This is a genomic window from Streptomyces sp. RLA131 (genome assembly GCF_056270125.1).
This window is the reverse complement of record NZ_JBWDOQ010000002.1, coordinates 3,392,308-3,413,082: the sequence shown is the minus strand read 5'-3', so window position 1 is coordinate 3,413,082 and position 20,775 is coordinate 3,392,308. Positions and strand designations below refer to the sequence as shown.

At 73.1% G+C, this 20,775-nt stretch carries 15 protein-coding genes and 1 pseudogene; 9 read left to right on the top strand and 7 right to left on the bottom strand.

The annotated features are described in order from the left end of the window. The first annotated feature begins 55 nt into the window (after positions 1-55). Positions 56-1,474 (top strand): pectate lyase, encoded by a 1,419-nt coding sequence (locus tag RWE79_RS16345; protein WP_475940807.1) that lies wholly within the window; start codon positions 56-58, stop codon positions 1,472-1,474. On the opposite strand, the gene RWE79_RS16340 is transcribed toward RWE79_RS16345, so the two are convergent. Beyond that, positions 1,468-2,400 (bottom strand): squalene/phytoene synthase family protein, encoded by a 933-nt coding sequence (locus RWE79_RS16340; RefSeq protein ID WP_475940806.1) that lies wholly within the window; start codon positions 2,398-2,400, stop codon positions 1,468-1,470. The genes RWE79_RS16345 and RWE79_RS16340 overlap by 7 nt on opposite strands. Positions 2,401-2,486: 86 nt before the next feature. Between RWE79_RS16340 and RWE79_RS16335 the strand changes: the two genes are divergently transcribed. Next, complete coding sequence (locus RWE79_RS16335; protein ID WP_475940805.1) at positions 2,487-4,658, top strand: MMPL family transporter; 2,172 nt, start codon at positions 2,487-2,489, stop codon at positions 4,656-4,658. A gap of 367 nt (positions 4,659-5,025) precedes the next feature. Here the strand turns inward: RWE79_RS16335 and RWE79_RS16330 are convergent, their stop codons facing one another. Both RWE79_RS16330 and RWE79_RS16325 read right to left on the bottom strand, forming a co-directional pair. Beyond that, positions 5,026-7,794, bottom strand: coding sequence for an AfsR/SARP family transcriptional regulator (locus RWE79_RS16330; RefSeq protein WP_475940804.1), 2,769 nt, complete (start codon positions 7,792-7,794; stop codon positions 5,026-5,028). Between the two features lie 253 nt (positions 7,795-8,047). Next, positions 8,048-9,452: pseudogene (locus RWE79_RS16325) on the bottom strand (dihydrolipoyl dehydrogenase family protein). A 63-nt stretch (positions 9,453-9,515) separates the two neighbouring features. On the opposite strand from RWE79_RS16325, the gene RWE79_RS16320 reads away from it, so the two are divergent. The 3 genes from RWE79_RS16320 (at position 9,516) to RWE79_RS16310 (ending at position 12,220) form a co-directional block, all read left to right on the top strand. After that, complete coding sequence (locus RWE79_RS16320; RefSeq protein WP_475940803.1) at positions 9,516-10,238, top strand: response regulator transcription factor; 723 nt, start codon at positions 9,516-9,518, stop codon at positions 10,236-10,238. Then, a complete protein-coding gene (locus tag RWE79_RS16315; protein WP_475940802.1) occupies positions 10,235-11,719 on the top strand; it encodes a sensor histidine kinase in 1,485 nt (494 codons plus the stop codon). Before RWE79_RS16320 ends, RWE79_RS16315 begins: the two co-directional genes overlap by 4 nt. Positions 11,720-11,818: 99 nt before the next feature. Continuing rightward, positions 11,819-12,220, top strand: coding sequence for a hypothetical protein (locus tag RWE79_RS16310; RefSeq protein ID WP_475940801.1), 402 nt, complete (start codon positions 11,819-11,821; stop codon positions 12,218-12,220). A 32-nt stretch (positions 12,221-12,252) separates the two neighbouring features. Here the strand turns inward: RWE79_RS16310 and RWE79_RS16305 are convergent, their stop codons facing one another. Beyond that, complete coding sequence (locus RWE79_RS16305; RefSeq protein WP_475940800.1) at positions 12,253-14,697, bottom strand: SpoIIE family protein phosphatase; 2,445 nt, start codon at positions 14,695-14,697, stop codon at positions 12,253-12,255. 256 nt (positions 14,698-14,953) lie between these two features. Between RWE79_RS16305 and RWE79_RS16300 the strand changes: the two genes are divergently transcribed. Beyond that, positions 14,954-15,379, top strand: coding sequence for an OsmC family protein (locus RWE79_RS16300; RefSeq protein ID WP_475940799.1), 426 nt, complete (start codon positions 14,954-14,956; stop codon positions 15,377-15,379). A gap of 120 nt (positions 15,380-15,499) precedes the next feature. Continuing rightward, entirely contained in the window at positions 15,500-16,123 is a 624-nt protein-coding gene (locus tag RWE79_RS16295) for a TetR/AcrR family transcriptional regulator (protein WP_475940798.1), read from the top strand. 19 nt (positions 16,124-16,142) lie between these two features. Here RWE79_RS16295 and RWE79_RS16290 read toward each other — a convergent pair whose 3' ends face one another. Further along, the gene (locus RWE79_RS16290) at positions 16,143-16,445 is read right to left on the bottom strand and encodes a GNAT family N-acetyltransferase (RefSeq protein ID WP_475940797.1); all 303 of its coding nucleotides are present in this window, start codon (positions 16,443-16,445) and stop codon (positions 16,143-16,145) included. Beyond that, complete coding sequence (locus RWE79_RS16285; protein WP_475940796.1) at positions 16,442-16,708, bottom strand: DUF2630 family protein; 267 nt, start codon at positions 16,706-16,708, stop codon at positions 16,442-16,444. The genes RWE79_RS16290 and RWE79_RS16285 overlap by 4 nt, the downstream gene beginning before the upstream one ends. A gap of 169 nt (positions 16,709-16,877) precedes the next feature. On the opposite strand from RWE79_RS16285, the gene RWE79_RS16280 reads away from it, so the two are divergent. Then, complete coding sequence (locus tag RWE79_RS16280) at positions 16,878-18,425, top strand: MFS transporter (RefSeq protein ID WP_475940795.1); 1,548 nt, start codon at positions 16,878-16,880, stop codon at positions 18,423-18,425. Positions 18,426-18,602: 177 nt separating this feature from the next. After that, positions 18,603-19,799 (top strand): MarP family serine protease, encoded by a 1,197-nt coding sequence (locus tag RWE79_RS16275; RefSeq protein ID WP_475940794.1) that lies wholly within the window; start codon positions 18,603-18,605, stop codon positions 19,797-19,799. Here RWE79_RS16275 and RWE79_RS16270 read toward each other — a convergent pair. After that, the gene (locus RWE79_RS16270; protein WP_475938753.1) at positions 19,796-20,749 is read right to left on the bottom strand and encodes an IS481 family transposase; all 954 of its coding nucleotides are present in this window, start codon (positions 20,747-20,749) and stop codon (positions 19,796-19,798) included. The genes RWE79_RS16275 and RWE79_RS16270 overlap by 4 nt on opposite strands. Between the last annotated feature and the right edge of the window lie 26 nt (positions 20,750-20,775).

The following is a 20,775-nucleotide window of genomic DNA, read 5'->3' as shown; positions in this document are numbered from 1 at the left end:
TGGTGACGACTGGCGGGGTGAGGGAACCCTCGAATACCTGAACGAAAGACACCACGTGAGCACACGAGCAGCCCTGCGCAAGCTTCGCCGCAGGAGAACGAATCGTCGCCGGACCGTGCTGATCGGCGCCCTGGCCACCGCTTTGACGGGCGGCGCAGTGGCCGGCGGTGTACTGATGACGGCGAACGCCTCCGGGCCCGGCGCGGGTACGTACCGGCTGGTGAACGGGGCCGACGGCAGCTGCCTCGGGGTGCCGTCGGCGAGCCGGGCGAGCGGTGTGCAGCTGGCCGGCGCGGGGTGCGCCAACGCGGCAAACCTGACCTGGACGCTGGCCGCTTCGGGCGCCGGTTTCACCGTGAAGGCCGCGCACAGCGGGCTGTGCGCCGGGGTGAAGGACGCGTCGGCGTCGAACGGCAAGGCGGTGCAGCAGCAGACCTGCGCCGGCGGTGAGTCGTCGCAGGTGTGGAAGCTCAGCGAGGTGGGCGAGAAGTACCACCTGGTCAACGCCGGCAGTGGCAAGTGCCTGAATGTGAAGGCCGGACTGGCCCAGCAGAACTCCTGTGACTCGGCGAGCAGCAAGAGCTGGGCACTCACGGTGGTGACGGGATCCGTCTCCTCGGCGTCCGCGTCGGCGTCGGCGACGGCGACCAAGTCGGCCTCCGCTTCGGCGTCCGCGTCGGCCACGGCGTCGGCCACGGCGACGAAGTCGGCCTCCGCTTCGGCCTCCGCGTCGGCCACGGCCACCAAGTCGGCCTCCGCTTCCGCGTCCTCCTCCACCACCTTCGCCGCCTGGCCCACCGCGACCGCCGAGAAGGCGGTGACCGCCACCATCGAGGTGTCGGGGAGCTACGACGGCGGGCTGAAGCGGTTCTTCGGTTCGGGGGATCTGGGCAGCGCGAGCCAGTCCGAGGACCAGGGGCCGGTTTTCGAGCTCGCCGACGGGGCCACGCTCAAGAACGTCATCCTGGGCGCCCCGGCGGCCGACGGCGTGCACTGCCTGGGCAGTTGCACGCTGCAGAACGTGTGGTGGGAGGACGTCGGCGAGGACGCGGCCACCTTCAAGAGCAAGTCGGCCTCGGCGACGTACCTGGTCGACGGCGGCGGCGCGAGGAAGGCGGACGACAAGGTCTTCCAGCACAACGGCGCCGGCACGCTGACGATCCGAAACTTCCAGGTCGAGGACTTCGGCAAGCTGTACCGCTCGTGCGGCAACTGCAAGACGCAGTTCACCCGGCACGTCGTGATCAGCGGTGTGAAGGCCACCAGCCCGGGCAAGGTGCTGGCCGGGATCAACTCCAACCTCGGTGACACGGCGAAGATCTCGGGCGTGACGATCGTCGGCGACACCAAGCGGAAGATCGTCGTCTGCGAGCGCTTCAAGGGCAACAGCACGGGCGCCGAGCCGACCGAACTGGGCAGCGGTCCGGACAGTACGAACTGCCTCTACAGCACGTCCGCCATCACGTATCAGTGACGGCGGCGTAGAGCCCTCGCCCGGCGGTACTCGCGGGCGAGGACGCGCAGGGCGGCGGGGGAGGCCGTCGGCGCGGGGCCGTGGAGAAGGGCGGTACCCCTCTTCTCCACGGCCCGGAGACGTATTTCCTGGAGCGTGACCAGCGCCCGGACGAAGGGCCGGCTGCCCTCCGGGACGAGGCCGAGCAGGGTGTGCGACGCGCGCAGGCCGGGGCGGATCCGGTCGGCGACGTCCTGGACGAGGCCGCGGAAACCGTCGGTGGCGCGGCCGGCTGCCAGGTCGGAGCGGGTGACGCCGTGGCGGGCGAGGGCGTCGGCGGGGAGGCCGAGGCGGTTCTCCTCCCGCAGGTCCTCGGCGAGGTCGTCGAGGAAGTCCAGGCGCTGCCAGGCCTCGACGAAGGTCCGGGCGCCGGTGACGAACTCCTCGTACCCGCCGGAGTCCGTCCCGGGGCCGAGCAGGCAGGCGACGAGCAGGAAGCCGGGCAGCGAGTAGCCGTCCACGTAGGCCTGGTAGTCGGCCTCGGTGGCGAAGCCGTCGAAGTGCAGCTCCCGGGGCGCGGCCGCGAGGTACTCCTCGGCCTGGTGACGCAGCCTCGGGTGGACGCCGGCGGTGTGCAGGAACGGGCCCAGCACCGGATCGCCGGAGGCCTCACCGGTCTCCAGGGCGGTACGGACCCGCTTCTCCCACTCGGTGAAGCCGGCCACCCGCCCGTCCAGCGGGCCCCGGTCCAGGATGGTGTCGCTATGGTGCATGAAGCCGGTGGCGGCTATGACGTGCGGCACGGCGGAGTCGGGCAGCAGCAGGCGTACGGCGGTATAGGGGCCGCGTTCGAAGGCGGCGACGAGCCGGCGCACGCCGGTGTAGTCGGCGCGCAGCCGGGGATCGGTGATGCCCGCACGGTCGAGGGTGCGCTGCCAGGTCGCCATGGGTCGGCACCCTACTGGTCCACCGTTCACCTGGACGGCCCTGGTCCGGCGGGGGCGGGGACCGTCGCGAACATATCGTCGGAAAAGTGAACTCCGAAGAGAAGGCCGGGCTGCTCCGGCGCCTCGGTGAGTGGTGCGCGCGGCACGGTGCGCTGGTGACCGTGCTGTGGGTGGTGGCACTGGCCGGGCTCCAGGTGGCGCAGCACACCTTCGGCGGCACGTACTCCGACGACTTCTCGCTGCCCGGCACCCAGTCGAACCAGGGGCTGAACGTGCTGCGGGAGCACGAGCCGAGCGTGGGCGGGCAGAGCGCGCAGGTCGTGCTGCACGACGCCAAGGAGCCGCTGACGGGGGTTCAGGACCAGGTCGGCCAGGTCGTCGGGTCGGTGCGGAAGCTGCCGCATGTGCTGAGCGCGACCGATCCGCTGGCGCAGGGCTCCGGGGCGCTGTCGGCGGACGGGCGGACCGGCTACATCACCGTGCGGTTCGACGCCAATCCGACCTCGCTCGGCGACGCCTACCTGGACCAGGTGGACGACGCGGTCGAACCGCTGCGCAAGGCCGGGGTACAGGTGGAGTACGGCGGGCCGCTGGGCGAACTGGCCCGGCCGAAACCGGCGGACCGGACGAGCGAGACGATCGGCTTCGCGGTGGCGGTCGTGGTGCTGCTGGTGGGCTTCGGCAGCGTCGTCGCGGCGCTGCTGCCGCTGGTGACGGCGCTGGTCAGCGTGGTCATCGGGGTGAGTCTGCTGAGCCTGCTGGCGGCGCTGCTGACGTTCGCCAGTGTGTCGCCGACGCTGGCCACGATGATCGGCGTCGGCGTCGGCATCGACTACTGCCTGTTCCTGCTCACCCGGCACCGCCAGTTGCTGATGGACGGCGTGGAACCGGCGGCGGCGGCCGGCCGGTCGGTGTCGACCAGCGGGCGGGCGGTGGTGGTGTCGGGCTGCACGGTCATCATCGCGCTGGCCGGGCTGTCGGTGTCGGGCGTGTCGTTCATCAGCAAGCTCGGGGTCGCCGCCGCCGTCACCGTGGTCACCGCCGTGGCGGGCGCGCTGACCCTGACCCCGGCGCTGCTGGGCCTGATCGGCCGGCACATCGACCGCTGGCACGTACGCGGGCCCGTCGCGGAGACCGACGCCGGACCGGGCAGGCCGGAGCAGGGCACCTGGCACCGGTACGCGCTGCGGGTGGAGCGCCGGCCGTGGTGGTTCCTGGCGGCCGGGGTGCTGGTGCTGGTGGTGCTGACCATCCCGCTGTTCTCCATGCGGCTGGGGCACATCGGGGACGGCGCCGACCCTAAGAGCTTCACCGACCGCAAGGCGTACGACCTGATGTCGCAGGCCTTCGGGCCGGGCTCCAACGGGCCGCTGACCGTGGTCGTCGACCAGACCGGCGTGCCGTCCGCCGACCGGGCCGCGCTGTCGGCGAGCGTGGGCAAGGCACTGACCGGGCTGCCGGACGTGGCGGGCGTCAGCCCCCCGAAGAGCACCGGCGACGGCGACGTACTGATCTCCACGGTGATCCCCAAGGGCGCCCCGCAGGACGCGAGCACCACCGACCTGGTCAACCGGCTCACCGACGACGCGCTGCCGCAGGCCTTACGGGGCACCGCCGCCAAGGGCTATGTCACCGGCACGACGGCCGCGCAGGTCGACTTCCTGGACATCGTCGCCGGCCGGCTGCCCGCCATCATCGCCGTCGTGGTGGGGCTGGCCTTCGTCATCATCCTGATCGTCTTCCGGGGCCTGCTCGTCGCGGTGAAGGCGGCGGTGCTCAACCTGCTGTCGATCGGGGCGTCCTACGGGGTCGTCGTCGCCGTCTTCCAGTGGGGGTGGGGCGGTCCCGCGCTGGGGGTGTCGGACAAGGTGCCGATCGAGAGCTACGTACCGATGATGATGTTCGCCATCGTCTTCGGACTGAGCATGGACTACGAGGTCTTCCTGCTGGCGCGGGTGCACGAGGCGTGGCTGCGGACCCACGACAGCAAGGCCAGCGTCGCGCACGCGCTGGAGATCACGGCCCGGGTCATCAGCTGCGCGGCGCTCATCATGGTCAGCGTCTTCGCCGCGTTCGTCGTCAGCGACAACATCGTGGTGAAGATGCTGGGCCTGGGGCTGGCGGTCAGTGTGCTGATCGACGCGACGATCGTCCGGCTGCTGCTGGTGCCGGCGGTGATGACGCTGCTCGGGCGCGAGGCGTGGTGGATCCCGCGCTGGCTCGACCGGATTCTGCCGCGGGTCGACGCGGAGGCGTGAGCCGGACGGCGGCGTCGGGGGCGTAGGAGGCGGGGGCGTCGTGGCGGCCGGGGCGGTCGGGGCGCGGGGCGTTAGCGCGGCGTCGGCGGCGCGTTAGCGGGACACGGAAGGGTGAGCACAGGGAGTTCACGCGGCCGGGCATCCTTCCCCCCACGCACCTGGGTTGCCCGGCCGCACCTCCAGGAGACGGAGGTGCCGTCATGTGCCGAGCATGCGCGTTTCGCGAGGAGCACGGATGCCCGGTGTGCCGTGGCTGGGGAGAGGTCATCGAGCTGGATGACGGACGGCTGGTGCCGGGGTCGGGCGGACCCAGGTGCAGACCGTGTCCACGGTGCGGACCGGCGCCCGCGGTGGTGAAGGCACCGGCTCAACGCGTCGCGTGACCGCCCTCGGTGGTGCCGTCGTCGAGGAGAGCGGCGACGGCGTCCGCCTCCGTACGGTCCCCGAGCGGGGCCAGGACGCCCAGCGACCGGCGGAACGACTCGGCCGACTCGGCCTCCTGGCCGAGATCACGCTGGATCTGGCCGATCAGCCGCAGCGCGAGCGCCTCGTACGCGGGATTGCCGTAACGGTGGGAGAGCCGGCCGGCCTCCCGGGCCCGCGCGATGGCCTCGGCGGGCCGGCCGAGCGCGTGCAGGGCCTCCGCGGTGGTGGCCAGAGCCGCCAGATGCGTGTGCGACGAGGGCATACCGGCGGTCAACTGCCGGGCCCGATCGGCGGATTCGAGGGCCTGGTCAGGGCGGCCGAGGAGATTGAGGACATGCCCGAGGTTGTTGAGCACCGCGGCCTGCGACGGGAGGTCGCCCATGGCACGCGCGATGCCGAGGGCGTCCTGCATGGTCTCGCGGGCCTGTTCGTGCTGCCCGGCCTCCATCCGGCCGATGGCGAGCCGGCTGACGGCCAGGTAGCGGATCTCGTGACCGCCGTCCGGCTGTGCGTCGGCGAGTTCGACGGCCCGCAGCAGATACGGCATGGCCTCGTCGACGTCACCGCGCTCGCACAGCGCCATCCCGACATCGGTGAGCAGGCGCGCCCGCCCGGCCGGTTCCCCGGAGTGCTCGGCGGCACGCAGCCCCGCCAGGCTGGTGCTGACCCAGTCGTCGACATGCTCGGTACGGAAGTACATCGGCATGGTGTTGGAGGCCAGCCGCCAGGCCCGGCCCGCCCGGGGGCCCTGCGCGCAGGCGTCGATCAGGGCCCGGACGGCCGGCACCTCGCCGCGGAACCAGCCCGGCGAGGCGTCGGCGTCCAAGGCCGCCGCCGGTATCCCGGCGGCCGGGCCGGCCGCGGGTGTGTACAGCAGTTCCTTGCGCGAGACGACCGGCCCGGCGGCCACCGCCGTCACCGCCAGGTAGTAGTCCAGCAGCCGGTCGTACGCGGCGTCGCGCTCGGCGGCGGTCACCTCCTGCTCGGCGAGGCGCACGGTGTAGAGCCGTACCAGGTCGTGGCGGGCGAACCGGCCCGGGGAGGTCTCCTGGAGCAGATGCGCCGCCACCAGGGCGGTGAGCGCTCGGGAGGCCTCCGCCAGCGACAGCCCGGACAGTGCGGCGGCCGTCCAGGCGTCCACGTCTGTGCCCGGATGCAGGCCCAGCAGGCGCAGCAGTACGGCGGCGGGGCCGGGCAGCACGCGGTACGAGAGCCGGAGCGCGGCCTCGACACCGGCGTCGGCGTCGTCCGTGGTCAGCACCGACAGCCGGGCCTGCTCGTCGGACAGGTCGGTCACCAGCCCGGACACCGACCACGCCGGGCGCATCGCCAGCCGGGCCCCCGCCACCCGCAGGGCCAGCGGCAACCCCTCGCAGAGCCGGACCAGCTCGGCCGCCGCCCCGGCCTCGGCCGCCATCCGGTCCGGGCCGACGGTGTGCGCCAGCAGGGCGTGCGACTCCTGGGCCGGCAACGCCTCGACGCGCAGCACGGCCGCGCCCTCGCGGGCCACCAGACCACCCAGCAGATTACGGGTCGTCACCACGGTCGCGCAGCCCGGCCCGGAGGGAAGCAGCGGGAGGACGTCACCGACGCTGCGCACGTTGTCCAGGACCACCAGCACGCGGCGGTCGGCGAGCAGCGAGCGGTACAGCGCGGTGCGCTCGTCGAGATCCGCCGGGACCGGACGGTCGGCGGGTCCCATCGCCCGCAGGAACCCCGCCAGGACCGAGGCCGGCGAGACGGGCGAACCGGCCTCGGAGAAGCCGCGCAGATCCGCGAAGAGCTGCCCGTCCGGGAAAACGGCCGCATGCGCATGCGCCCAGCGCAGGGCGAGCGCCGTCTTGCCCACCCCCGCCGGGCCCACGACCAGGGCGATACCCGGCCCGTCGGCGGCGCCGTCCAGCGCGGCCAGCTCGTCGTCGCGGCCCACGAAACCGGCGCTCTCCCGGGGGAGCTGTGCCGGAGCGGCCGGCGCCGGGGCCCGCGCCTGGCCGCCGGGCCCGCGCAGCACGGTCTCGTACGCCGCCTGGAGGGGCGGCCCGGGGGACACCCCCAGCTCGCTGTCCAGCAGCTCACGGGTGCGGTGGTACAGGTCCAGCGCCTCGCTCCGCCGGTCCGCCCCGTACAGGGCGAGGACGAGGATACGTATCAGCGGCTCCCGGTACGGCTCCGACTCCACGGCCTCGCTCAGCGCGGGCACCACGTCCTGGCCCTCGCCGAGGCGTACCTTGCGTTCCGCCCACGCTTCCAGCGCGGCCAGCCGGTCCTGGGTGATGCGGCTCGCGGCCTCCTCCCGCAGGGCGGCGCTCGGCACGTCGGCGAGGGGCGTGCCGCGCCACAGGCCCAGGGCGCGGCCCAGCAGGACGGCGGCGGCGCGGTCGTCGGGGGCCGTGCGGGCCTGGGTGGTCAGGCCGCGGAACAGATGCAGGTCGACGTCGTCGGCGGTGCCGAGCAGGGCGTAGCCCGGATCCCTGGTGACCAGGTCCAGGCCCAGGCGGCGCAGGGCCGAGATGTGCCCCTGCAGGGCGGTGCGGGCACGCGGTGGCGGATCCCCGTCCCAGACCAGGTCCAGCAGCCGGTCCACCGGCACCACCTGGTTGAGCTCCAGCGCGAGGGCGGCCAGCACGGCGCGCCGCTTCGGCGCCGCGATCGTGGTCGGCGCGCCGCGGACGTCCGTCAGCTCCACCGGGCCCAACAGCCGTACCCGCATCTCCGGACCCCGCCCCCTCCCTCACCCCGGGCGGGTGCGCCGCCCCCGCCCCCTGGCCCCCTCGGGGTGCCACAGGCTACTGCGTGGCGCCGGCCGGTCGGTGCCGCTTTTCTCCTGCGCCGTCCGCGCGCCGCGTGCGCGGCGGGTGGTTGCGCTCTCGTCGGTACCCGCGGGCCGGTGGCCGCGGTTGCGCCAGGCCCACGCCCCCACGCCCGTCAGGGCGTAGGGGGTCCGGGGCGCGGCCCCGTGGGGGTCAGCCTCGGTGGGTCTCCAGGAGGCGGAGCCAGATCTCGCTGAGGGTGGGGTACGCGGGGACGGCGTGCCAGAGGCGGGAGAGCGGGACTTCGCAGGCCACGGCGATGGTGGCGGCGTGGAGGAGTTCGCCCACGCCGGGGCCGACGAAGGTGAGGCCCAGGATGATCTGGCGGTCGGGGTCGATGAGGGCGCGGGCGCGGCCGCGGTAGCCGTCGGCGAAGAGGGACGCGCCGGCGACGTTGCCGAGGTCGTAGTCGACGATGTCGACACGGCGGCCGGCGCGGGCCGCCGCGTCGGCGGTGAGGCCGACGGACGCGGCTTCGGGGTGGGTGAAGACGACCTGCGGGGCGGGCCCGGTGGCGCCGTCGGTGACGGGCCCGTCGGCGGCACGGGCGGCGATGGCGGCGCCGGCGATACGGCCCTGGTACTTGCCCTGGTGGGTCAGGAGGGCGCGGTGGTTGGTGTCGCCCGCGCAGTAGAGCCAGCCGTCGTCCGCCACGCCCTGGACGAGCAGGGTGTCGTCGACGTCGAGCCATGCCCCGGGCCGCAGGCCCACACTCTCCAGGCCGAGGTCGTCCGTGCGCGGGGCGCGCCCGGTGGCGAAGAGGATCTCGTCGGCGGTGAGCCGGGAGCCGTCGGAGAGCTCGGCCGTCACCGGGTCGAACTCGGAGGGGCGGGTGACGCCGGTGACCGAGACGCCGGTACGGATGTCGACGCCGGCGGCCCGCATGCCCTCGGCGATCAGTTCGCCGGCGAAGGGCTCCCAGTGGGGGAGCAGCCGGTCGCCCCGGACCAGGAGGGTGACCTCGGAGCCGAGAGCACGCCAGGCGGTGGCCATCTCGACGCCGACGACGCCGCCGCCGACCACCAGCAGCCGGCCCGGCACCTCGGGGGAGCTGGTGGCGTCGCGGCTGGTCCAGGGGTGGGCGGTGTCGAGCCCGGGAAGGTCGGGGAGGACGGCCCGGCTGCCGGTGCAGACGGCGACGGCATGGCGGGCGGTGAGCAGCCGGTGCCCCGCCGTCGGGGGTCTCCACGGCGACGCGGCGCGGGCCGTCGAGGCGCCCCACCCCGCGTACGAGGTCGATGCCGACGGAGTCCAGCCAGGCCACCTGGCCGTCGTCCTTCCACTGGGAGGCGAAGGCGTCGCGCCTGGCCAGGACGGCGGCCACATCGAGCTTCGCCGTGGCGACCGCCTCGCGTGAACCGGCCACCGCGGCCGCCTCGGCCAGGGCGACGGCCGGCCTCAGCAGCGCCTTGCTGGGCATGCACGCCCAGTACGAGCATTCGCCGCCGACCAGTTCGCTCTCCACCACGGCCGTGGTCAGTCCGGCGGCCCGGGTCCGGTCGGCGAGGTTCTCGCCGGTGGGTCCGCCGCCGATCACGATGACGTCATAAGTCTCCATGTGCTCAGCAAACACACAGCGGACGCGAAGTGCACGCCCAAACTCCTCATCCAAGATGGTGAAATGGCCGTACTTGCTGAGTCCGTACGCGTTCTGGTCGTCGATGACGAGGACGGAATCGCGGAGTTGTTGTCCCTGGCCGTCACCGAGGCGGGCTGGCAGCCGTTCCGCGCGGGCGACGGTCTCACCGCGCTGCGCACCGCGCGGCGGTGTGCCCCGCATGCCGTCGTCCTGGACTGGATGCTGCCCGACATGGACGGTCTGCAGGTGCTGCGCGGGCTGCGCGCGGAGCATCCGGAGCTGCCGGTGCTCTTCCTCACCGCCCGGGACTCGATCGAGTACCGCATCGACGGCCTGGCGGCGGGGGCCGACGACTATGTGACGAAGCCGTTCAGCCTGGAGGAGGTCGTGCTGCGGCTGCGCGGCCTGCTGCGCCGTTGCGGGGCCGCTCCGCAGCAGGCCGCCGGGCCGGTGCTGGCGCTGGGCGGGCTGCTGCTGGACGAGGACACCCGTGAGGTGCACCGGGACGGTGAGCCGGTGCGGTTGACGGCCAAGGAGTTCGACCTGCTCGCGTATCTGATCGGCAACCCGAGGCAGGTACTGAGCAAGGCGCAGATCCTGGGCGCGGTGTGGAGCGGCGGTGGCGACTCCTTCGACGCCGGGGGCAATCTCGTGGAGGTCTACATCTCCTCCCTGCGCAGAAAGATCGACAAGGGACGCGCCCCCATGATCCACACCGTGCGCGGGGTCGGTTACGCGCTGCGCTGCCCCGAGGAGCCGTCGTGAGGATCGCGCTCCCGCCGGGCCGCAGGTCGCTGCGGGTCAGGCTGCTGGTGCTGATCAGCGGGACGCTGGTGGTGGTGTGCGCGGCGATGGCGCTGACCACGGTACTGACCGAGCGGCTCTTCCTGATGCACGGGCTCGACACGCGCGTCGGCAACGCCGCCGCGCGCAGCCAGGGCGGTCTGCAGATCGTCCCCGGTGACGAGACCAACCTCAGCTTCCTCTACGAACGCGGCCAGGCCGTCGGCACGCTTGCCGCCCGCTATGGCTCCGACGGCACGATCAGCGCGGCCGGCGTCGTCACCGAGGGCGGCCTGCGCAGGCTCGGCGCCGAGCAGTTCGCCGTCCTCGCCGATGTGCGGGCCGACGGCGCCGTCCACACCCGTACGATCCCCTCGCTGGGCGACTACCGGGTGACCCGGCTCGCCGCCGGCGGGCCGGGCGTGCTGGCGGGTCTGCCGTTCGACGCCGAGCAGCGGCTGATCAACAAGCTCGTCGTCGCCGAGGCCGTCGTCGCCCTGGCCGTCCTGGTCGTCGCGGGCGTCGCCTGCGCCGTCGTCATCCGGCGCCAGCTGCGCCCCCTGGGCCGGGTCGCCGCCACCGCCGTCGAGGTGTCCCGGTCCCCGCTGGGCCACGGCGAGGTCGCGGTTCTCACGCGGGTGCCCGAGCCCGATACGGATCCGGGCAGCGAGGCCGGCCAGGTCGGGGCCGCGCTCAACCGCATGATCGACCACGTCGAGGCGTCGCTCGCGGTCCGCCAGGAGAGCGAGGCCCGGATGCGGCGCTTTCTCGCCGACGCCAGCCATGAGCTGCGCACACCGCTCGCCTCGATCGCCGGATACGCGGAACTGGCCAACCGGGGCGCCACCGCCGTCGACCTGACGCGGGCCTGGCAGCGGGTGTCGTCGGAGGCGTCCCGGATGACGGGGCTGGTCGAGGACCTGCTGCTGCTCGCCCGGCTCGACGAGGGCCGTCCGCTGGAGTCCGGCGAGGTCGATCTGACCTCGCTGGTCGCCGAGGCGGTCTGGGACGCGCGGGCGGCGGCCGGCGACAGCCACCGCTGGCAGGTACGGCTGCCGTCCCGGCCGGTGGTCGTCCCGGGGGACGAGGCGCGGATCCGCCAGGTCGTGACGAATCTGCTGGCCAACGCCCGAGCCCACACCCCGGTGGGGACCGCCGTGGTGGCCGAGGTCGCGCAGGCCGGCGCCGACTGCGTCGTACGGGTGCAGGACGACGGCCCCGGTATCGAGGCCGCCCTGCTGCCCACCGTCTTCGACCGCTTCAGCCGGGCCGGCGCCTCCCGCTCGCGTGGCGCGGGCTCCCCGGGCGGTTCCGGGCTCGGTCTGGCCATCGTCTCCGCCATCGTCGAGGCCCATGGCGGCTCCATCTCCGTCGAGAGCGTCCCCGGCCGCACCCTGTTCACGGTGCGGTTCCCGGTCCGGCCGGCGATCGTCCCGGTCACGGAACCGGCTTTCCTTCGCTGACGGCAACCCTCAGCTGGGATTCAGCCGAGGCTCAGGTTGAGGGATGAAGGTCGGGACGGGCCGTCCGGATGGACGTGCTCATGATGAAGGGGGCCTTCGATGACGACCGAGGCCGAGGAGTTCTTCGGGCCGGCCACGGACGGCAAACGGGTCGAGGACCTGTTCACCGTCCGCCGTGATGGTGTTTCGGACGATCGGATCGCCCTTGGCGCAGCCCTGTTGAAGGACGGTCCGAGCACGGACGGCCTGGAGGCCACGGAGAGGATCCGCAGGATCAACCGGGCGGCGGGCGAGGCGGTCAGCCGCACGGCGGTCGCCGACACCTCCGCCACCAAGGCCGGGGACGTCTCCCTGGCGGGTGCCTTCCGTGTGTACAGCCCGGTCAGCTGGAGCGAGTTCGGCTGCCGGGCGCCCGGGCCCCTGGCCGGCGCCTGCCCGTCGGGCGCGAGCACCACCGGTACGTCCCGGCACTACGCGACGTCTCCGCACCACCAGCACTGAGGCTGGCTGGCCGGGCGGCGCGACTCCGTCTGTCATGTCGCGCCGCCCGGAATGGGCTGCTCCGTCCAGATGACCTTGCCCCGCGCGGTGTGCCGGGTGCCCCAGCGGGCGCTGAGCCGGGCGACCAGGAAGATGCCGCGGCCGCCCTCGTCGGTGCTGGCGGCGCGGCGCAGCCGGGGTGAGGTGCCGCTGCCGTCGGAGACCTCGAAGACCAGCGCCCGGTCGCGCAGCAGGCGGGCCTGGACGGGGCCCGCGGCGTGCCGGATGGCGTTGGTGATGAGCTCGCTGGCGATGAGCTCCGTGGTGAACGCCAGCTCCGCCAGGCCCCAGTCGGTGAGCCGGCCGATGATGGCGGCGCGTAGCTCGGAGACGGCGGCCGGGTCGTCGGGCACGTCCCAGGAGGCGACCCGGCCGCTGTCGAGGGCGCGGGTGCGGGCCACCAGGAGTACGGCGTCGTCGGAGGACCCGGCGGCCGAGGAGGGCAGCAGCGCCTCCTCGACGGCCGCGCACACCTCCTCGGGGGTGCGGTGGGCGCGCTCGGTCAGCACCTGGCGCAGTACGCGGATCCCGGTCCGGGGGTCGAGGTCGGCTCCGCTGGTCAGGCCGTCGGTGTGGAGCACCAGGTCGCTGCCTTCGGGGATGTCGAACTCGGCCGTCTCGAAGGGCGGTCCGCCGGTGCCCAGCGGCGGCCCGACCGGGAGTTCCAGGATCTCCGCCCGGCCGTCGGGGCGGACCAGGAACGGTGGCGGATGCCCGGCGCCGGACATGACGCAGCGCCGCGAGACCGGGTCGTAGACCGCGTACAGGCAGGTGGAGCCCATCAGTCCGGGGCGCGCGCCGGGGCCCGCGCCGGGGCCCGCCGCCGCGTCCTGGCCGGCCAGGTCGTCGAGATGGCCGAGGAGTTCGTCGGGTGGCAGGTCGAGGGCGGAGAAGGTGTGGACGGCGGTGCGCAGCCGCCCCATCGCGGCGGCGGCGTGCAGCCCGTGTCCGGCGACGTCCCCCACCACCAGGGCCACCCGCGCGCCGGACAGCGGGATGACGTCGAACCAGTCGCCGCCGACCTGCCCCCGGGCCGGCTGGTAGCGGTAGGCGGCCTCGACGGCGTGCTGCCGGGGCAGCGTCTGCGGCAGCAGGCTGCGCTGCAGCTCCAGGGCGAGGTGGTGCTCGCGGGTGAAGAGCCGGGCGTTGTCGATGGCCACGGCGGCGCGGGCGGCCAGCTCCTGGGCCAGGACGAGGTCGTCCTCCGCGTACGGCGGGCTGTCCTGGGCCCGTTCGAAGACGGCGACGCCCAGCCGGGTGCCGCGGGCCCGCAGCGGGGCGGTGATCAGCCGGTCCCGGTCGGCCGGTACGACGGCCACCGGGCCGGGGGCGGGTGCCTCGCCGTGCGGCACCGGCTCGTCCAGTTCCACGCCCACCCGGTCGGCGAAGCGCGGCACGGCGACCTCGGCCAGCTCCTCGACGGTGCGGGCGATGTCGAGGGTGGTGCCGATCAGGGCGCCCGCGTCGCACAGCAGCTCCAGCCGGTGCCGGGCGGCCGTCGCGAGCCTGCTGACCCCGGCCTCGCCGACCAGCAGCGGGGTGGGTCCGGGGACCGTGCCGTACCCGGGGGCCGCCGCGACGCTGTGCGGCCCGGCGTGGTCGTACGGCTCGGGCAGGCTGACCTCGACGACGGCGCCGGAGTCGCCGTACGCGCTGGTGACCGGGCGGCACAGCAGGGTCGCGGTACGGCCGTAGGACAGCGGCACTTCGAGGGCGGCGCGGCGGCCGGCCGAGATCAGCGCGGTGGCGGCGTCGGTGAGCAGGGTCTCGTCGCGCCCGGTGACGGCACGGCCGCCGGGCCCGCCCAGGGGCTGGACGGTGCCCTCGCCGGTGAGCAGCAGGGAGGGCCGGCGGAAGCGGTGGCCGGCGCGCAGGAAGGCGTCCAGCAGGGCGCGTTCGCGTTCCGAGCAGCTGTCGAGGAGCGACTGCTCGATGGCGAGGGCGGCCTCGCGGGCCAGGCCGCCCATCAGGGGGTGGACCTGACCGGTCCGGCCGGTCAGGTCCAGTACGCCCAGTACCCGGCCGCTGACCGGGTGGCGTACGGGGACGCCGACGCAGGCCGGATGGCTCAGCGCGGTGCAGAGGTATTCGCCCACGACCCGCACCGGGCGCCGCTCCTCCGGAGGGGTGCTCATGCCGCTGGTGGCCGCGTCGTGTTCGTGGAGGCTGAAGCCGGGTGCGAGGCCGATCTCCTCCAGGGCGTGGAGCAGGGACCGGCCGGCCGGCCGGCGGTCCAGGACTACGCCCGCGTCGTCGGTGAGGGCGACACGGACCCCGGAGCCGCGGAGCGCGGCCTCCAGCCGGTCCATCGGCTCGCGGGCGGTGCGGACGAACTCGCCGGTGAGGTCCGGATCCGTGGTGTACCGGGGTTCCAGCCGTTCGGGGGTGAGGCCGTGGGCCGGACATCGCTGCCACGAGGCGCGGATGGGTGTCCGCACGACCTCCACCACCTGGCTCACATCCTTGTGTTGACCGTTGCGTCGACCGTTTGCCGCCCTCGCCGCCGTAGACGCGTGCGTGACGCCGTCCGGAGTCTCGAACGTAAGCGGGGCGGGGCCCTGGTGTGGCGATCCCCGTCAACGGCCACCCGTGTGAGTGACACAGGTCTACCGCGGGCGGTAACGGGTGCGGTGGGCGCGGGACGCGTAGCGTGGTTCCCGGACCAGGGATCCCGATCTAGAGGAGTCAACCGACATGGCTACCAAGCGCATTGCCCACACCGCATGGGAAGGCAGTCTGCTCGAAGGCAAGGGGGTCGTCACCCTGGACTCGTCCGGGGTCGGGGAGTATCCGGTGACCTGGGCGGCCCGTTCCCAGGAGGCCAACGGCAAGACCAGCCCTGAGGAGCTGATCGCGGCCGCTCATTCCAGCTGCTTCTCGATGGCGCTCTCGCACGGCCTGGCCCAGGCGGGCACCCCGCCGACCACCCTGCGCACCGATGCCGAGGTGACCTTCCAGCCCGGCGAGGGCATCACCGGCATCCACCTGTCGGTGGAGGCCAAGGTGCCGGGTCTGGACGAGGCGGCCTTCGTCAAGGCGGCCGAGGACGCCAAGGCGAACTGCCCGGTGAGCCAGGCGCTTTCGGGAACCACGATCACGCTGACCGCCAAACTGGGCTGAGCACGGGCCGGACGCCGCCTGCCGGACCGCTTGGGTTCCGGCAGGCGGCGGTCTATCCTCGTGGTGTACGGAACCGTTTCGATGCTGGTGCCTGTCGATGACAATGAGGAAGGGGTGAGCATGACCACCCACCCGCCGGCCGCCCCACGCCGCACCCGGCTCACCCCCGAGCGGGAGCTGGAGCTCTACACCGCGGTCGTCGACCTCCTGCGCGAGGTCGGGTACGAGGCACTGACCATGGACGCCGTCGCGGCCCGTACGCGGTCCAGCAAGGCCACCCTCTACCGTCAGTGGAACGGCAAGCCGGAGCTGGTCGCCACCGCCCTGCGCGCCTGCAAGGCGGTGCACGCCGACACCGTCGACACTGGCTCCGTCGCGACGGATCTGTACGAGCTGGCCCGGAAGATCGCGGACAAGGGCGATCCGGACACCGCCGTGATGCGCGCCCTCGCCCACGCCGCCGTCCAGAACCCGGACCTCGGAGAAGCGCTGCGCGAGGCCCTGATCGAGCCGGAGGCCGCCGCGCTGCGCACCATGCTGGAGCGGGCCGTGGAGCGCGGTGAGATCGCCGCCGACCGCGAGGCGCTCGGCTTCCTGACCTACATGATGATCGGCGCGTTCCTGGGCCGGCCCCTGATCGACGGCCGCAGCGTCGACGGTCCCTTCCTGGCCGGGTACATCGACGCCGTCGTCCTGCCGGCGCTGGGTGTGTCGCAGCTTCGGATGCGGCCGCTCGGTCGTTGACCGCTCAGTCGCTGACGGCTCAGTCGCTGACCGTGCTGCGCGGCCGGTACTCCAGGTCCTGGTAGTCCGGGTGGTGCGCGATCCAGCCCGCGATGAAGGGGCACGCCGCCAGCACCTGCTGTCCCCGTGACCGGGCGTCGTCCAGTGCGGCGCGGGCGAGGGCGGAGCCGATGCCCCGGCCCTCGAACTCCGGCTCCACCTCGGTGTGCAGGAAGGCGACCAGCTCCGGGGTGCGGATGTACGTGGCGTAGCCGGCCTGCCCGCCGTCCACCCGGGCCACGAAGCGCTTCTGGCCGGGGACGTCGGTCACTTCCGGGTTCACGACTGGTAGCCCTCCACCGTCGAGGACGGCCGCACCTGTGCCTCGCCTGGGTCCTCGCCGGCCTCGGACTTGGCGCGGCGCTGCCGCAACAGGTCCCAGCACTGGTCGAGTTCGCGCTCCAGGGCGACGAGCCGCTGCTGCTCGGTGCCGCCGTCGATGTCGCCGGCGGAAAGCAGGTCGCGCAGGGTCTTCTCGTCGGTGACCATCGCGCTGATCCGGGCCAGGATCGCGTGTTCCGGGCTGTCGCCGTGCTGCTGTGCCACGTCTTCTCCCACGGTTGTCGCAAGCTTCACGGCCCACTCTAGGCAGCCCTGAGGGCCCCCGCGATCGAAACGGTTGCGTTTCGCAGAGGACTGGCCTAGGCTGGCGAACGTACGAAACGGTTTCGTTTCACATGTTCGTAACTCAGCCGACGACTGGAGTACGTCCCCCATGCCCCAGACAGCTGCCGACGAGGCCGCGGTGCCCCTCGGGAAGACCCGGCCGACGGGTCAGACCGCGCAGACCGGTCACAGCCCCGCCCCCGAATCCGGCGCCGGACCCCGCCACCGCTGGTGGATCCTCGCCGTCATCGGGCTCGCCCAGCTCATGGTCGTGCTCGACGCGACCATTGTGAACATCGCCCTGCCGTCCGCCCAGGCCGACCTCGGCTTCTCCGACGGCAACCGGACCTGGATCGTCACCGCCTACTCGCTCGCCTTCGGCAGCCTGCTACTGCTCGGCGGCCGGATAGCGGACCTCTTCGGCCGCAAGCCCGCCTTCCTGGTGGGCGTGAGCGGCTTCGCGGTCGCCTCGGCCGTGGCCGGCGCCGCCACCAACTTCGAGATGCTGGTCGCGGGCCGCGCCCTGCAGGGCCTGTTCGGCGCCCTGCTCGCGCCCGCCGCGCTCTCCCTGCTGACCACCACCTTCACCGACGCCAGGGAACGCGCCAAGGCCTTCGGTATCTTCGGCGCCATCGCCGGCTCCGGCGCGGCCGTCGGCCTGCTGCTCGGCGGGGTCCTCACCGAGTACCTGAACTGGCGCTGGACCCTCTACGTCAACCTGTTCCTGGCCGTCTTCGCCATCATCGGCGGCGTGATGCTGCTCCAGCGCACGGCCCGCGACCGCAGCGCCAAGCTCGACATCCCCGGCACCGTCCTGGTCACCACCGGCCTCTTCGGCATCGTCTACGGCTTCTCCAACGCCGAGTCCCACGACTGGAGCTCCCCGCTGTCCTGGGGCTTCCTCGCCGCCGGCGCGGTGCTGCTGACCGGCTTCACCTGGTGGCAGACCAGGGCCTCGCACCCACTGCTGCCGCTGCGTGTGCTCCTGGACCGGACCCGTGGCGCGTCCTTCGCCGCCATGCTGATCGCCAGCGCCGGAATGTTCGGTGTGTTCCTTTTCCTCACCTACTACCTGCAGCTCAGCCTCGGCTTCAGCGCCGTCAGGACGGGCCTGGCCTTCCTCCCGATGGTCGCCGCCCTCATGGTCGGCGCCACGGCCTCCACCAACTTCCTGATCCCGCGGATCGGGCCGAAGATCGTGGTCCCGCTGGGCATGCTCCTCGGGGCGGCCGGTCTGGCCTGGATCACCAGCCTCGGCCTGGACAGCACCTACGCCGCGAACGTGCTGCCCCCGCTGCTGGTCATCGGCCTCGGCATCGGCCTGATCATGGCCCCCGGGATGAGCCTGGCCACGGCCGGCGTGGGCCCCGACGACGCCGGAGTCGCCTCGGCCGCCGTCAACACCATGCAGCAGATCGGCGGCTCCATCGGCACCGCCCTGCTCAACACCCTCGCCGCCAGCGCCGCCACCTCGTACCTGGTCGGCAAGGACCCCACCAACAAGGTCGTCCAGGCCCAGGCCGCGCTGGAGTCCTACTCCACCGCCTACTGGTGGTCGGCCGGCTTCTTCGCGGCCGGGGCGCTGATCACGGTGCTGCTCTACCGGCGCGGTGTCCCGGCGGTCGACGCCGACGCCGCCCCCACAGTCCACATGTGAGCGGCATGTGGTGACCGCGCCCACCTGTGGGGACGGGGCGGGCGCGGACGGCGGGCCCGGTGCTTTCGAGCACCGGGCCCGCCGTCGTGTCGCGTGCCATAGGTCACAGAACGGAACTGATTGTCGGTTAATGTGCGTTTCCTGTAGCGGGGCGTACATGCCGGAAAGGGTCTTCTGTTGAACCTGCTCGACCTGCTGCTTCTGCTGGCGGTGCTGGCCTACGCCGTCGCCGGTTACCGTCGCGGCCTCGTCGCGGCCTTCGTCTCGCTGGCCGGCTTCGTGGGTGGCGCGGTGCTGGGCGTGTGGCTGCTTCCGTACGTCCTCGAACACGTCGAGGCCGGCACCTCGCAGGCCACCTTCTTCGCACTGCTGACCGTCCTGCTCCCGGCCGCCGCGGGGCATGCCGTCGCCTCCGGGCTCGCCTGGAAACTGCGGGCCGGACTGCAGTGGGGCCCGGCCCGCTGGATCGACGGCGCGGGCGGGGCGGCGGCCAACGTCCTGGCCGTACTGCTGGTCTCCTGGGTCGCCGCCAGCGTCCTGGTCTCCTCGGCCTCGATGGCCCTCAACCAGGCCATCCGCGGCTCGGTGGTTCTCGGTGCCGTCCAGGACACGATGCCCTCACAGGCGCCCACCTGGTTCAGCCGGGCCTCCGGGGCCCTCGCGGCGGCGGGCTTCCCGCAGGTCTTCAACCCCTTCGAGTCCGAGCCCGTCAACGGCGTCCCGGAGCCGTCCGGCGACAACGTCACCGCCGTCGCCACCTCGGGCGCCAAGCGCAGCACCGTCAAGATCGAGGGCATCGCCGACGTCGAGGGCCGCCACCAGGGCCAGGAGGGCAGCGGCTTCGTCTACGCGGACGAACACGTCATGACCAACGCCCACGTGGTCGCGGGAGTCGATTCCCCCACCGTCCGGATCGGCGGCACCGGCCGCACCTACACCGCCCGGGTCGTCCTCTTCGACCCCGCCAAGGACCTCGCCGTCCTGGACGTCCCCGGTCTGGACGCCCCCGTCCTCAGCTTCGCCGGCGAGGCCGGCCGCGGGGACGGCGGCGTTGTCGCCGGCTACCCCGAGAACGGCGGCCTGGATCTGCGCGCCGCCACCGTCGCCGGCCGTATCCGCGCCAACGGCCAGGACATCTACGGCGACGGCACCGTCACCCGCGACATCTACCAGATCCGCTCCACCGTCCGCCCCGGCAACTCCGGCGGCCCCCTGCTGACCACGAGCGGTGAGGTCTACGGCGTGGTCTTCGCCCGTTCGACCACCGACGCCACGACCGGCTACGCGCTGACCGCCGACGAGGTCACCGACGACGCCGCGCGCGCCGCCACGGCCACCCGTGCCGTCGACACGGGCGACCGCGCCGCGCTCTAGCTGTATTGCCCTGAGAGGTTGGGGACGCGGCTGGCGGGTGGTTGGCCTTTCAGCGCGGTGTGTCCGCGGTGGTGATTGTAGGTGTGCAGCCACCCGGGGAACGCCTCGCGGCGTTCGGTCTCCGAGCGGTAGGGGCGGGCGTAGGCCCATTCGTCGAGCAGGGTGCGGTTGAAGCGTTCGACCTTGCCGTTGGTCTGTGGCCGGTAGGGCCGGGTGCGTTTGTGGGTGATCTGGGCTGCTGCCAGCAGGTCGCGCCAGTCGCGTGAGCGGTAGCAGGAGCCGTTGTCGGTCAGGACCCGCTCGACGGTGATCCCGGCCTGGGCGAAGAACGCGTGGGCGCGGGTCCAGAAGCCGGTGGCGGTCTCCTTCTTCTCGTCCGAGAGGATCTCGCTGTAGGCGAGGCGGGAGTGGTCGTCGACGGCGGTGTGGAGGTAGCTGTAGCCGGCGTTCTTGCGGTTCTTGCGGCCGGCCTGGCGGCCCAGGACCTTGTGTCCGCCGCCGTCGGGGATGTTGCCGAGCTTCTTGATGTCGACGTGCACGAGTTCGCCGGGCCGCTCGCGTTCGTAGCGGCGTATGACACGGCCGGTGGCCCGGTCCAGGTGGGTGAGGCGGGCCAGGCCGTAGCGGGTCAGGACGCGGTGCACGGTCGAGGGCACCAGGTGCAGCAGGTGTGCGATGCGGGCCGGGCCCCAGCGGCGCAGGATGCGGACCTTGATGATCCGGCGTTCGATGCGGGTCGGGGTGCGGCGCGGGCTCGTGTGCGGGCGGGAGGACAGATCCCGCATCCCGGCCTCGCCGAGTCGCCGGTAGCGGTCGGCCCAGCGCTGCGCGGTGGTGGGCGAGACCTGGAAGCGTTCGGCGGCCCGGCGCAGGGGCCAGCCGTCCTCGACCACGCAGCGGGCCAGGCGCAGGCGTCCGGTCTCGGTCAGGGGTGCATTACGGTGGGACACGAGGGCCTTTCTGTTGGTGTAGACGT

Excerpts from the sequence above, each read along its gene's own strand:
- RWE79_RS16340 (WP_475940806.1), bottom strand. The coding sequence starts at position 2,400 with ATGGCGACCTGGCAGCGCACCCTCGACCGTGCGGGCATCACCGATCCC.
- RWE79_RS16330 (WP_475940804.1), bottom strand. The coding sequence starts at position 7,794 with ATGCGGGTACGGCTGTTGGGCCCGGTGGAGCTGACGGACGTCCGCGGC.
- RWE79_RS16320 (WP_475940803.1), top strand. The coding sequence starts at position 9,516 with ATGGCCGTACTTGCTGAGTCCGTACGCGTTCTGGTCGTCGATGACGAG.
- RWE79_RS16310 (WP_475940801.1), top strand. The coding sequence starts at position 11,819 with ATGACGACCGAGGCCGAGGAGTTCTTCGGGCCGGCCACGGACGGCAAA.
- RWE79_RS16300 (WP_475940799.1), top strand. The coding sequence starts at position 14,954 with ATGGCTACCAAGCGCATTGCCCACACCGCATGGGAAGGCAGTCTGCTC.
- RWE79_RS16295 (WP_475940798.1), top strand. The coding sequence starts at position 15,500 with ATGACCACCCACCCGCCGGCCGCCCCACGCCGCACCCGGCTCACCCCC.
- RWE79_RS16280 (WP_475940795.1), top strand. The coding sequence starts at position 16,878 with ATGCCCCAGACAGCTGCCGACGAGGCCGCGGTGCCCCTCGGGAAGACC.